The organism is Stappia albiluteola, from assembly GCF_014050225.1.
Lineage (GTDB): Bacteria > Pseudomonadota > Alphaproteobacteria > Rhizobiales > Stappiaceae > Hongsoonwoonella > Hongsoonwoonella albiluteola.
Window position 1 is genome coordinate 330,242 of the sequence record NZ_JACFXV010000043.1, and the last position, 13,104, is coordinate 343,345.

12 protein-coding genes are annotated in these 13,104 nt (G+C 62.8%); 5 read left to right on the plus strand and 7 right to left on the minus strand.

Features of this window, described 5'->3' with window-relative positions; translation table 11 throughout:
* Positions 1-29 precede the first annotated feature (29 nt).
* On the minus strand, positions 30-2,255 hold the full coding sequence (locus H2509_RS05830; protein WP_182163218.1) for a RelA/SpoT family protein: 2,226 nt from the start codon (positions 2,253-2,255) through the stop codon (positions 30-32).
* A 96-nt stretch (positions 2,256-2,351) separates the two neighbouring features.
* Positions 2,352-2,756: a DNA-directed RNA polymerase subunit omega gene (gene rpoZ / locus H2509_RS05835; protein WP_182163220.1), complete on the minus strand. Its 405-nt coding sequence runs from the start codon at positions 2,754-2,756 to the stop codon at positions 2,352-2,354.
* A 464-nt stretch (positions 2,757-3,220) separates the two neighbouring features.
* Here rpoZ and H2509_RS05840 point away from each other — a divergent pair, with 464 nt between their 5' ends.
* Together H2509_RS05840 and H2509_RS05845 are read left to right on the plus strand one after the other, a co-directional pair.
* On the plus strand, positions 3,221-3,796 hold the full coding sequence (locus tag H2509_RS05840) for a LabA-like NYN domain-containing protein (RefSeq protein WP_182163222.1): 576 nt from the start codon (positions 3,221-3,223) through the stop codon (positions 3,794-3,796).
* Between the two features lie 13 nt (positions 3,797-3,809).
* Positions 3,810-4,451 (plus strand): uracil-DNA glycosylase, encoded by a 642-nt coding sequence (locus tag H2509_RS05845; protein ID WP_182163224.1) that lies wholly within the window; start codon positions 3,810-3,812, stop codon positions 4,449-4,451.
* Between the two features lie 45 nt (positions 4,452-4,496).
* On the opposite strand, the gene H2509_RS05850 is transcribed toward H2509_RS05845, so the two are convergent.
* The 5 genes from H2509_RS05850 to hemB all read right to left on the minus strand — a co-directional run bounded on the left by H2509_RS05850 (position 4,497) and on the right by hemB (position 10,186).
* Complete coding sequence (locus H2509_RS05850; RefSeq protein WP_182163226.1) at positions 4,497-5,258, minus strand: arginyltransferase; 762 nt, start codon at positions 5,256-5,258, stop codon at positions 4,497-4,499.
* 53 nt (positions 5,259-5,311) lie between these two features.
* On the minus strand, positions 5,312-7,156 hold the full coding sequence (locus H2509_RS05855; protein ID WP_182163228.1) for an SLC13 family permease: 1,845 nt from the start codon (positions 7,154-7,156) through the stop codon (positions 5,312-5,314).
* A gap of 162 nt (positions 7,157-7,318) precedes the next feature.
* A complete protein-coding gene (locus H2509_RS05860) occupies positions 7,319-7,807 on the minus strand; it encodes an RDD family protein (protein WP_182163230.1) in 489 nt (162 codons plus the stop codon).
* A gap of 86 nt (positions 7,808-7,893) precedes the next feature.
* On the minus strand, positions 7,894-9,117 hold the full coding sequence (locus H2509_RS05865) for a threonine ammonia-lyase (RefSeq protein WP_182163232.1): 1,224 nt from the start codon (positions 9,115-9,117) through the stop codon (positions 7,894-7,896).
* 28 nt (positions 9,118-9,145) lie between these two features.
* On the minus strand, positions 9,146-10,186 hold the full coding sequence (gene hemB, locus H2509_RS05870) for a porphobilinogen synthase (RefSeq protein ID WP_182163234.1): 1,041 nt from the start codon (positions 10,184-10,186) through the stop codon (positions 9,146-9,148).
* Positions 10,187-10,357: 171 nt separating this feature from the next.
* Between hemB and H2509_RS05875 the strand changes: the two genes are divergently transcribed.
* The 3 genes from H2509_RS05875 to H2509_RS05885 are packed head-to-tail and all read left to right on the plus strand — an operon-like array spanning position 10,358 to position 13,043.
* Positions 10,358-11,497, plus strand: coding sequence for an isobutyryl-CoA dehydrogenase (locus H2509_RS05875; protein ID WP_182163236.1), 1,140 nt, complete (start codon positions 10,358-10,360; stop codon positions 11,495-11,497).
* Positions 11,498-11,537: 40 nt separating this feature from the next.
* The gene (locus tag H2509_RS05880) at positions 11,538-12,593 is read left to right on the plus strand and encodes an enoyl-CoA hydratase/isomerase family protein (RefSeq protein ID WP_182163238.1); all 1,056 of its coding nucleotides are present in this window, start codon (positions 11,538-11,540) and stop codon (positions 12,591-12,593) included.
* Between the two features lie 36 nt (positions 12,594-12,629).
* The gene (locus H2509_RS05885) at positions 12,630-13,043 is read left to right on the plus strand and encodes a DUF6163 family protein (protein WP_182163240.1); all 414 of its coding nucleotides are present in this window, start codon (positions 12,630-12,632) and stop codon (positions 13,041-13,043) included.
* Positions 13,044-13,104: the final 61 nt, after the last annotated feature.

Here is a 13,104-nt window from a genome sequence, read left to right on the forward strand (position 1 = left end):
TTTCAGTCGGTTATCGTCGCGGCTCGCCGTCAGCCGTTCACGCGGCTTGCGCTGGAAACATTGGGCTTGGCACGCAACTGGTTGATGATCCGGTTCAGGTGTTTCAGATCCCATACTTCCAGATCGATGATCATCTCGTGAAAATCGGGCGCCCGGTTGATCATTTTCAGATTGTCGATATTGCCGTCGAGATCGGCAATGGTGCCGGCGATCGCCGCCAGCGAACCGGGTTCGTTGAGAGCCGCGACCGAGATGCGGGCGGGGAAACGATCCTGCTTGTCGGCGTCAAGATCCCAGCGGACGTCGAGCCAGTGCTCGGGCTGTTCCTCGAATTCCTTCAGCGCAGGCGACTGGATCGGATAGATCGTCACGCCGACGCCGGGTGTCAGGATGCCGACGATCCGGTCGCCGGGCACGGCTCCCCCGTCCGGTGCAAAGATCACTGGAAGATCGCCGCGCAATCCCCTGATGGGAATCGCATTCTTGCTCTCGCCGGGATTGCTGCCGTCGGGTACCCGGAACTTCATGCCGGCTCCCGACTGCAGGTCGAACCAGCCTTCTTCGTTACCGGCCTGCGGTCCGGCAATTCTCTCGCCATGCGTCTCGGCCGGCTGGTCGGGATAGAGCACGCCGGTTATCTCGGCGGCACGAATTTCGCCACGACCGACCGCCGCCAGCAGGTCTGCGACATTCGCCTGGCCGAGCGGCACGACGGCAGCTGCCAGAGCTTCGTCGGAAAATGGATGGCCGCCGCGCAGGAAGGCGCGCTCCAGGATATGCCGGCCGAGGGCGCCATATTGCTGGCGGACGGATTCGCGCGTCGCGCGGCGGATGGCGGCGCGCGCCTTGCCGGTAACGGCGATCGACTCCCAAGCGGGGGGTGGCGTCTGCGCCTGGCTGCGGATGATGTCCACCTCGTCGCCGTTCCGCAGTTCCGTCACCAGCGGCATGATATGGCCGTTGATCTTGCAGCCGACACAGGTGTTGCCGATGTCCGTGTGGACCGCATAGGCGAAGTCGATCGGCGTTGCACCGCGCGGCAGCGCGATCAGCCGCCCCTTGGGCGTGAAGCAGAAGACCTGGTCGTGGAAGAGTTCCAGCTTGGTATTTTCCAGGAATTCTTCCGGCGTGTCGCCCTGCGACAGAAGCTCGATCGTGCGCCTGAGCCAGTCGTAGGCGCGGCTTTCCTCCTGCGGCTTGGCTATGTTGCGGCCGCCGAACTCGCCATCCTTGTAAAGAGCATGCGCGGCGATCCCGTATTCGGCGACCCTGTCCATGGCGAAGGTGCGGATCTGCAGCTCTACGCGCTGGCGGCTCGGGCCGACCACAGTGGTGTGGATCGAGCGGTAGTCGTTCTGCTTCGGTGTCGAGAGGTAGTCCTTGAAGCGGCCCGGTACGGTCGGCCATGTCGTGTGAATGACGCCGATCACCCGGTAGCAGGCTTCAACGGTGCCCACGATGATGCGGAAACCGTAGATGTCGGACAGCTGCTCGAAAGCGATCGACTTCGACTGCATCTTGCGGAAGATCGAATAGGGCCGCTTCTCCCGCCCCTTGACCACCGCGGCGATGCCGCGCTCGGCCAGTCGCTCCGTCAAGTTCGTTTCGATGTCCGATATGAGGCCTTCGTTCTTGGCGCGAAGCTGTGCCAACCGCTCGCTGATCGTCGCATAGGCGTCAGGGTTGAGGGTCTGGAAGGCAAGGTCTTCTAGCTCCTCGCGCATGTCATGCATGCCCATGCGGCCGGCGAGCGGCGCATAGATCTCCATCGTCTCTTCGGCGATACGCCCCCGCTTGGACTCCGGCATGTGCTGCAGCGTGCGCATGTTGTGCAGCCGGTCGGCGAGCTTCACCAGGAGAACGCGCACGTCGTCGGCGATTGCCAGCAGGAGCTTACGGAAATTCTCCGCCTGTTTCGCGCGCTTGGAGACAAGGTCGAGACGCTTGATCTTCGTCAGGCCGTCGACCAGCTTGCCGATTTCCTCGCCGAAGGTCTTGTCGATTTCTGCGCGGGTTGCGTCGGTATCTTCAATCGTGTCGTGAAGAAGGGCGACAGCGATGGTCGCGTCGTCCAGCCGCAGGTCGGTCAGGATCGCGGCGACTTCCAGGGGGTGGGAAAAATAGGGATCGCCCGAAGCGCGCGTCTGTGTGCCGTGCTTGCGCATGGCATAGACGTAGGCCTTGTTGAGAAGCGGCTCGTCGCAGTTCGGATTGTATCGTTGAACCCGCTCCACGAGTTCGTATTGGCGCATCATGGCGCTGATCGGTCCCGGAGGTCTGGAAAACGCGGACAAACCGACGGGCCCTGCCATGGCTCGGCGGGCCCGCGCGATTCATCCTTGTCGTATCGATCAAATATCGTCGGAGCGCTCGGGCGGGACAAGTCCTTCCAGGCCGCGCAACAGGTCTTCCTCGGACATGCGGTCGAATTCGATGTTGGAATCGTCCACCGCGTTGACCTGCGTTCCGCCGGACTGCGAAGACTGGCTCGGCACCAGCGGCACGGATTCCGGCTCCGGCTCGTCCACTTCAACGTATTTCTGCAGCGAGTGGATCAGATCTTCCTTGAGATCTTCCGGGCTGACGGTCTGGTCGGCGATCTCGCGCAGCGAAACGACGGGGTTCTTGTCATTGTCGCGGTCGATGGTCAGCGGCGAACCGCTGGAAATCATCCGTGCACGATGGCTCGCCAGAAGAACCAGTTCGAAGCGATTCTCGACCTTGTCGATGCAGTCTTCGACGGTTACGCGCGCCATGCATCATCTCCATTATTCGGGGGAAAACGAAGGTGGAGACATAATGCCAGTCGGCAGCGAAAGCAAGCGTTGCGGCGCTTGAAATTACGAGGCGAATCTTTCGTGTCCGCCAATCCAGACGGGGAGATGCGTAAATTGGCGAACTTGCCGCGTGACGCAACGGTGTCGAGTTTAGTTGCGGGCCCTATATTAAATGGTGTAGGGACGGAAACAGGCGCTGCTAACGATCATGCGAGCGCTCAAAAACAAACAAGAACGAGGTGCACCTTCAGGGGCACCTCTCTGGGCACAGGCACAAATCCGCATTGCGGATGAATTGCGGGACGGATATCTCACACCGCGAATGTTTTCGGCGCGGATGTTTTTTGATCGCCAGCCGCATGGTTGGTCTTTCATGCAATACATCTCCATGTTGCGCTCTACGTCGGTGCCCGTCCTGTATTTGAAGGAAAGGCATTCCTGGGATGTTCGACCCTCGTGAGAAGATTGCGCTGTTTATCGACGGGGCAAATCTTTACTCGACCGCAAAAGCCATCGGCTTCGACATCGATTACAAGCGTCTTCTGAAGGAGTTTCAGTCGACGGGATATTTGCTGCGCGCTTACTACTACACAGCCTTGATTGAGGATCAGGAATATTCTTCGATCCGCCCGCTGATCGACTGGCTCGACTACAATGGCTACAAGGTTGTCACCAAGCCTGTGAAGGAATTCGTCGACTCCAGCGGCCGCCGCAAGGTAAAGGGCAACATGGATATCGAACTTGCCGTCGATGCCATGGAAATTGTCGATCACGTCGACCACGTCGTGCTGTTTTCCGGCGACGGCGATTTCCGCTCGCTCGTTGAGGCGCTGCAGCGCCGCGGCCGCAAGGTCAGCGTCGTTTCGACCTTGCAGACCCAGCCGCCGATGATCGCCGACGACCTGCGTCGCCAGGCGGATCACTTCATCGATCTGGCAAGTCTGTCGAACAAGATCGGCCGTGACCCGTCCGAGCGTCCGGCCCGTGCGGCGGAACGGTTTGAAGACGACGAATATTGATCGCAATCCGCTGATGTCTCTCGCAGATCCCGGTCGTGACTGCCCGGCGTGCCCGCGTCTGGTCGCGTTTCGCAATCACCATCGGCAATTGGAAAGGGACTGGTTCAACGCGCCGGTCCCGACCTTTGCCGCCGAGCACCCGCGCCTTCTGGTGGTCGGGCTGGCGCCGGGACTGCGCGGGGCAAATCGCACCGGCAGGCCGTTTACCGGGGATTACGCCGGCGATCTTCTCTACGCGACGCTCAAGGAATTCGGTTTCGCGAAGGGCAATTACGAGGCCCGGCCCGATGACGGGCTGACGCTCATCGATGCGGCAATCACCAATGCCGTTCGTTGCGTTCCTCCCGAAAACAAGCCGACGGGCGCTGAAATCAGGAACTGCCGCCCATTTCTTCTGGAAACCCTGCAGGCGGCATCTTCGGTCAAAGCCGTCCTTGCACTCGGGCGCATTGCCCACGACACGGTGCTGAGCGCGCTCGAACTCAAGCGTTCGGCCTTTCCCTTCGCCCATCAGGCGAACCACGCCCTGGCAGAAGGCGTCAGGCTTTTCGACAGTTATCACTGCTCCCGCTACAACACCAACACCGGGCGCCTGACGACGGAGATGTTCCAGGCGGTCTTCCGGGATATCCGCGGCCATCTCGACGCAGCCTGAATGGACGCTTCGAGACGGAAAAATCACCGATAAGTCAAAAAACGATCATTCGCCGTTGTCGGCATCGACTTCCCGCCACCCTTGCGCGCCCAGGTGCTGTTGCGGCTGAAAGCGGGCCTTGTAGGCCATCTTCTTCGAGCCATCGACCCAGTAACCGAGATAGACATAGGGCAGGCCCATCGCCTTCGCCCGCTCGACATGATCGAGGATCATGTAGGTGCCCATGCTGGGTGCCTCGATGTCCGGATCGTAGAACGAGTAAACCATCGACAGGCCGTCGCTCAGCCGGTCGGTCAGCGCAACGGCAGCCAGCGGCCCGTCTCCGCGCCTGGTGATGAAAGTGTCGGGGCTGCGCCTTCGATACTCGATCACCATCGTCTCCACATGCGTATCCTCGACCATCATGGCGTAGTCGAGCACCGTCATGTCGGACATGCCGCCATTGGCATGGCGTGTATCGAGATATCGGCGGAAAAGGTCGTACTGTTCGGAAGACGGCGCGGGCGGCGTGGCGTGACCGACGAGGTAGGCCGCCTTGCGCATCTCACGCCGGAAAGATTTCGTCCAGCGAAAGCCGTCGACCACGATCCTGACCGAGACGCAGGCGCGGCAGTTCTCGCAGGCGGGCCGATAGGCGATGTTCTGGCTGCGACGGAAGCCGCCTTGCGTCAGGATGTCGTTCAGCGCCGAGGCCTGCGGGCCGACCAGATGCGTAAAGACCTTACGTTCCTGCCGTCCTTTGAGATAGGGGCAGGGCGAGGGGGCCGTCAGGTAGAACTGCGGTGTCTCGCTCGTATGCCGCGTCACGCTCGCCACTCCGACGCATTTCCATCCGGCGCTGCCGCTTCTTTCGAAGCGTATCACTGCGCATAGTGGAAACCATAATACATTGGCGCCGTGAATGTGAATGTAATCCAGAGGAGGATGGCCAGAGGCACGCCCGCGATGACGAAATCCGAAAAGCGATAGTGGCCCGGGCCCATGACGATCAGATTGGTCTGATAGCCGATCGGCGTGGCGAAGGAGCAGTTGGCGGCAAAGATCACGCAGGTGATGAAGCCTTCGGCCGGCACACCCAGATCGTTGGCCATGTTGATTGCAATCGGAGTGAAGAGCAGCGCGGTCGCGTTGTTCGACAGGATGTTCGTCAGGATCATCACGAGAAGGAAAAGCCCGGACATCATAACTGCCGGTGACAGACCTTCCATCAGATCGATCAGCAGGCGCGCGATCGCCGCGGCGCCGTTCGTCGCCTCCAGAGCGGTCGCAGCGGCAATCGAAGCACCGATCAGCATGAAGATGCGGCTGTCGATGGCGCGCATCGCCTGGCGAACGTTCAGGCAGCCGGTGACGATCATCGCAAAGGTACCTGCCAGAGCCGTCGTCACGATGGGGACGAGGCCGGAGGCTGCAGCGAGCACCACGGCGATGAATATGGCAAGCGCCGTCGGGGCGTGCCGCTTGCGCGGAACCTCGGCGGCCGACCAGTCGAGCAGCAACACGTCGCGATTGCCGCGCAGCCGCTGAATGTCGTTGCTGCCGCCGGCCAACAGCAGCACGTCGCCTGCTTCGAGGCGGATATCGTTCATCGCCATGCGTGGCATGCGAGACCGCCGCTGGATTCCCATAGCGACGCAGTTGGTGTCGGCATGGAAGCCGGATTGCGCGATCGTGCGCGAGATCAGGCGCGAGGCCGGGGCGACGACGGCCTCGGCAAGCGTCAGGGAATCGGCGGATGCGATAGAGGAAGCCTCCGCGTCGCCGCCCTCCGAGCGTTCGCCGCCCATCAGCGGGTTGCGCCGCGATAGCGCCTGCATCAGGGCGGCGCGGGTGGCGGCAACGATCACGGTATCTCCCGGCGACAGCGTGACGTTTTCGAACGGGGGGAGGATCGGCCGTTCGCCTCGCTGGACGAGACGCACCGTCATGTCCTTCAGTTCCGGGAAAAGGCCCGAGACGGACGCGACGCCGACCAGGGGATGCCCGTAGGTGATATTGATCTGGGCGATGAACTGCTTGCCGGAGACGACCTGGATCTCCTCGGCCATGGTCTGCCGGGGCCGCAGCAGATAGGGCATGAGAAAGAGCACATAGACCGCGCCCACGCCGGCCAGCAGGACGCCAAGCGGGGTGAAGGAGAAGAAGCTCAACTTCACATCGCTCGATTGCGCCGCGACCGTCGCCACCAGCAGGTTGGTGGAGGAGCCGATCAGCGTCGTCATGCCGCCGAGAATGGCGATGAAGGATAGCGGCATCAGGAAGCGTGAGGCAGGTGTCGCCTGGGCGACCGCCACGGCGGAGAGAATCGGCAGGAACATCACCACGACCGGCGTGTTGTTCAGGAACGCGCTTGTCGCGCCGACCGCCAGCAGGATCGGCCCGGCGGCGAGCCAGGGCCGACGCCGGCTCATGTAGACGATCAGTTGTGCGGGCTTTTCCAGGGCGTCCGTCTGAAAGAGGCCCTGGCCGACGATCAGGAGGCAGATGACCGTGATGAGGGCGGGGTTGGCGAAGCCGACGAGGAGATCGCCCGGATCGATTTTCCCGGCGGCCGGGCCGACGGGAAGCAGCGTGAAGACCAGGATCAGTGCCACCACGGAGCCAAGAGCGACAAGCTCGATGGCAATGCGTTCCATGGCATAAAGGACAACCGTGACGCCGATAACCACCAGCGTCAAAATCATGGGTAGGTCGGCGAAACTCATGCGTCGGCCCGGGCCCCTTGCTTTCTTCCGGCACTCCAGCGGCCGGTTCGAAAGCGTAAGCTAAGGCTTAATGCGTTTGCGGTCGACGGATTAGATGGCCGTCCAGGCAGAGCTTGTGTGGATGTTTTTTCCTTTTAGGGGCTTCAGGCGAAAAACCGATCCTCAATCGGGACGTGTCGGCGCGGGTGCGTTCATCACCAGCGTCCCCAGAATCATGTCGTGCAACAAGCGCTTACGGTCGCTGAAGAAGGTCACGAGCAGGACCAGCGGCGTGATGATGGCAACCGAGAACCAAAACAGGATCGAATGCATGGCGGCAAGCAGAGGGTAGGGTTTGGCGCCGTACCACAGGCGCATTTCCAGGCCCATCGCCCGCATGCCGGGTGTTGCGGCGTTCGGACCACCCAGTGTGAAGGCGCAATAGGCAAGCGCGACCGTCTGCCAGAGAATGGCATAGAGCAGCCAGCCAAGGCCGAGCGTGAAGATGCCGAGCACGAAGACCAGGATACCTGCGCCGACCGTCAGGATGGCGATGGCGATCACGTCGATGAAGAAGGCGAAGACGCGTCTGGAGCGCACGCCGTCGAACAGCTCCGGCCGGGTCAGCGGATCATAGATATCGACGCGGGTTTCAGCGGATTCCGTGGACATTCGCCTGCCTTCCGAAAGAGGTCGGTCTTGTTTTCAGATGGGAACTGCAGGCCATACTGTCAAATTGGGCCGTTCGGAGCCAAGCCTCACACCATGGCCTCGGCCACATCCAGGTGCCGGATGCGGTAGCCGTGTGCTTCCAGGGCCTTCGTGATGCGCTCGCCATGCTCGGCATCGTGGGTTTCCAGCGTCACGTCGAGGGTCGTACCCTTGGCGGGCACATCGAGGAAGAGACGATGGTGCGAGACGCCGAGAATGTTGCCGTCGAGCTCGCCGATGATGCTGGAGATATCGCCGAGCACGCCGGGCCGGTCGGGCGCTGCGATGCGGATGGCGATGATGCGTCCGTCGCGCGCCAGCTCGCGCACCATGATGGAAGAGAGCAAACGCGGGTCGATATTGCCGCCGCACAGCACGAGCCCCACCTTGCGGCCCCTGAAGCGCTCGGGTTCGGAGAGCAGGGCGGCAAGTCCCGCCGCACCCGCGCCTTCGGCCATCGTCTTCTGCTGTGTCAGGAAGGCGTTGACGGCGCGCTCGATGGCCGGTTCCTCGACAAGCAGGATATCGTCGACGACCTGGCGGGCGATCGTCTCCGTCAGCTTGCCGATATTCTTCACCGCGATGCCTTCGGCCAGCGTCGGGCCGCCGAAGGTGACAGGCTTGCCCTTCAGCGCGCCCCACAGGCCGGGGTAAAGGGCCGTCTCCACGCCGATGATCTCGATGCCGGGTTTCAACGCCTTGGCTGCGATCGCCATGCCGGCGATCAGCCCGCCGCCGCCCACCGGGATCACCAGCACCTCCAGCGTCGGATCGTCGGCCAGCATTTCCAGCGCGATGGTGCCCTGGCCACGGATCACATGCGGATCGTCATAGGGGTGCACCCAGACGAGGCCTTCCTCGCTGGCGAGCCGTTCGGCTTCCGCCTGCGCCTCGGTCAGCATTTCGCCGGCGAGCACAACGCGCGCGCCATAGCCGCGCGTCGCCTTGACCTTCACGAAGGGGGTGGGGCGCGGCATGACGATCGTCGCCGGTATGCCGAGCCTTGCCGCGTGATAGGCGACCGCCTGGGCATGGTTGCCGGCGGACATGGCAATCACGCCGCGTCGCCGCTCATCTTCCGTCAGCGACAGCAGCTTGACGAGCGCGCCGCGCTCCTTGAAGGCGTTGGTGACCTGCAGGTTCTCGTATTTGACGGAGACTTCGGCGCCGGTCAGTTGCGACAGCTTCGGTGCAGGCAGGAAGGGCGTGCGCATCACTGCCCCCTCGATTGCCCGGGCGGCGTCGCGGATATCCTCAAGCGTCGGGATCATGGCCCCAGGCACCCTCTCGTCGGCCGTTTCAGGCACCGGCTTTCAGCTTGCGGGCGACTTCCGCCGCGAAATAGGTGAGGATGCCGTCGGCGCCCGCCCGCTTGAAGGCCATCAGGCTCTCCATCATCGCGCGGTCGCGGTCGAGCCAGCCGTTTTGCGCGGCGGCCGCGATCATCGCGTATTCGCCCGACACCTGATAGGCATAGGTGGGCACGAGGAACGTGTCCTTCACCCGGCGGATGATGTCGAGATAGGGCAGGCCCGGCTTCACCATCACCATGTCGGCACCCTCGGCGAGATCGAGTTCCACTTCGCGCAGGGCCTCGTTCGTATTGGCCGGATCGATCTGGTAGGTGCGCTTGTCGCCCACCAGCGTCGCATTGGTACCGATGGCGTCGCGGAACGGACCGTAGAAGGCGGAGGCGTATTTGGCCGAATAGGCCATGATCTGCGTGTTGCGGTGGCCCTTGAGGTCGAGCGCCTGACGGATCGCGCCGATGCGCCCGTCCATCATGTCCGAGGGCGCGATGACGTCGCAGCCGGCTTCCGCCTGGATCAGCGCCTGGCTGACGAGTTGCTCCACCGTTTCGTCGTTCAGGATCTCCTCGCCATGCATCAGTCCGTCATGGCCGTGGCTGGTATAGGGGTCGAGCGCCACGTCCGTGATGATGCCGATATCGAAGCCCTCTTCGCGCACGGCCCGGCAGGCCCGGCAGACCAGGTTTTCCGGATTGAGGGCTTCCGAGCCGGTTTCGTCGCGCAGCGACGGATCGGTATTGGGGAAGAGCGCTATTGCCGGAATGCCGAGCTTGGCGGCTTCCTCGGCGGCGCGCACCGCGTTGTCGATCGAAAGTCTGTCGACGCCGGGCATGGAGGAAACGGCCTCGCGGACGCCGTTGCCCTCGGTCAGGAAGATCGGCCAGATCAGATCGTCGACCGTCACCGTGTTTTCGCGCACAAGCCGGCGCGACCAGTCCGCGCGGCGGTTGCGGCGCATCCTGCGGCCGCCGACGACTTCGTCAACCGACGTGGTGCCGAGGGCGATCGGGGTGTGGGAATGCGCGGTCATCGACGGATCTCCGATTGAAAATTTGCGCGAACCTATCACCATGCCGCGCGCGACCCAAGGGCAAGCATCGGCCATGCGGCGAGATTGACGCCCTGCGGCGAGCCCGATAAGCCAATTCGACAAAAGTCGGGAGACACAGTACCGGACATTCGGGAGGCGAACGGTCAGGCCATGGATTTCACACTGGGCGAGGAACAGCGGGCCTTTCGCGATGTCGCGGCGCAATTCGCGCGCGACGAGATGGAACCCAACGCCCGCGAGTGGGACGAGAAGTCGATCTTCCCGGTGGAAACGTTGCGCAAGGCGGCCGAACTCGGTTTCGGCGGCATCTATGTGCGCGACGATGTCGGCGGCTCGGGCCTGTCGCGCCTCGATGCAGCGGTGATTTTCGAGGAACTGGCGAAGGGCTGCACCTCCACCGCCGCCTATATCTCCATCCACAATATGGCGTCGTGGATGATCGACACATTCGGCAATGACGAGCAGCGCCAGCGCCTGCTGCCGAAGCTTTGCTCGATGGAACATTTCGCCGCCTACTGCCTGACGGAACCCGGCTCGGGTTCGGATGCCGCGTCGCTGCGCACCCGCGCGGTGCTGGAGGGCGACCATTACGTTCTCAACGGCTCCAAGGCCTTCATCTCCGGCGGCGGCAGGGCCGATATCTATGTCGTGATGGTGCGCACCGGCGATGCCGGCCCGAAGGGAATTTCCTGCATCGTCGTGGAAAAGGACACACCGGGCCTTTCCTTCGGCGCTCAGGAGCAGAAGCTTGGCTGGAAGAGCCAGCCGACCGCGCAGGTCAATTTTTCCGATTGCCGCGTGCCTGTCGCGAACCGCATCGGCGACGAGGGCATGGGCTTCGCCATCGCCATGGCGGGCCTCGACGGCGGGCGGCTCAATATCGGTGCCTGCTCGCTCGGCGCGGCGCAGACCTGTCTCGACCGGACCATCGACTACATGAAGGACCGCAAGCAGTTCGGCCGCGCCATCGCCGAATTCCAGGCCTTGCAGTTTCGCGTCGCCGACATGGCGACGGAACTCGAGGCAGCGCGTCTGCTCTTGCACAAGGCGGCGACGCTGGTCGATGCCAAGACGCCCGACGCAACCCGCATGGCGGCGATGGCCAAGCGCCTTGCGACGGACACAGGCTTCAAGGTGGTGAACGAGGCGCTGCAGCTGCATGGCGGCTACGGATACCTGCGCGATTATCCGATCGAGCGCTACCTGCGCGACGTGCGCGTGCACCAGATCCTCGAAGGCACCAACGAGATCATGCGGCTGATCATTTCGCGCGAGCTGTTCGCGAAGTAAGGCATTCGCCGGCACGATGACATAGCGGTACGGGCATTGAATGACTGACGAGATCCTATTCGAGAAGCGTGGCAAGGCTGGAGTGGTTACGCTGAACCGGCCCAAGGCGCTCAACGCGCTCAGCCATGGCATGGTGCGAGCCCTGGCGCAGAAGCTCGACGAGTGGAAGGCGGACGCGGACGTTCGCCACGTGCTCGTCACGGCTGCGGGGGAGAAGGCCTTTTGCGCCGGCGGCGACATACTCCAGCTCTATCATATGGGCAAAGCCGGCAAGGCAGGCACCCCCGAGCAGCTTGCATTCTTTGCCGATGAATATCGGCTGAACTATGCCATCAAGACCTATCCGAAGCCGTATGTCGCACTGGTCGACGGCATCGTGATGGGGGGCGGCGTTGGCATTTCCGTCCACGGCAGTCACCGCATTGCGGGAGAGCGTGTGACCTTCGCCATGCCGGAGGTCGGCATCGGCTTCTTTCCCGATGTCGGCGGCACCTATTTCCTGCCGCGCATGCCGCACGAGACCGGGATGTATGCAGCGTTGACGGCGGCCAGGCTGAAACAGGCCGATTGCCTGTGGACGGGCATTGCCACTCATGCCGCGCCATCGGAAAGCCTCAGCGAGATCCTCGACGCGCTGACGAGGGAAACGGATGTCGACGGCGTGTTGCGCGAATCCTCCGCCGACGCCGGGCCGGCGCCACTTGCCGAAAGGGCCGGTTTCATCGAAAAGGTCTTCGGCCGGGATAGCGTGGCGGAAATCCTTGCCGCCTTGGACGAGGCCGAAGGCGCGGACCGGGAATTCGCGCAGAAGACGGCTGCAACGATCCGGTCCAAGTCGCCTTCCAGCCTTGCGATCACGTATCGCCAGCTTCGCGAGGGCGCAGGCCTCGGTTTCGCTGATGCCATGCGCCTGGATTTCAGGATTGTCAGCCGGATCATGAAGGGGCACGATTTCTACGAAGGCGTACGTTCCGTGCTCGTCGACAAGGACAATCGGCCGCACTGGAACCCTTCGAGCCTCGACACGCTGGACAGCCGCGATGTCGCCGCGCATTTTGAGGCCCCTACATCGGGCGACCTCGACCTCTCCGCCTGATTGACCGGGAGCGACCTCCAGGAAAGCCCTGCCGCCATGATCGTCTCGTTTCAGGATTTCATCCGCCACCGGCCAGCCTGGTCAACCCTGATGCTGTGGTATCTACGGGCGATGGCGCTGCTGTTGCTCGGCGGTGGCGTCATCCATTGGGCACGCATCGTCGGCTTTGTTCCCTGGCGAGGGCAGTGGTTCTGGGACATGCCCGTGGAGTGGCAGGCGGCCACGATCTTCTTCGGCGTTCTCGACCTCGTGGCGGCGATAGGCCTGTGGCTCGCCGTTTCCTGGGGCACGGTGATGTGGCTCTTTCGCGCCTTGTGCCAGGTGACGATGCACACCGCCTTTGCCGACATCTATGGCCGGCGGCCTTACGAGATCTCGTTCTATCTGGCGACGATCCTCATCTACCTCGTTCTCCTGTACCTGATGGAACGGGAGAACCGGGCGCAATAGCCGGGCGCTTCGGGCATTCGGGAACGCAAGCAGTTCAGACAGGCCCCCATCCGAGAACGGG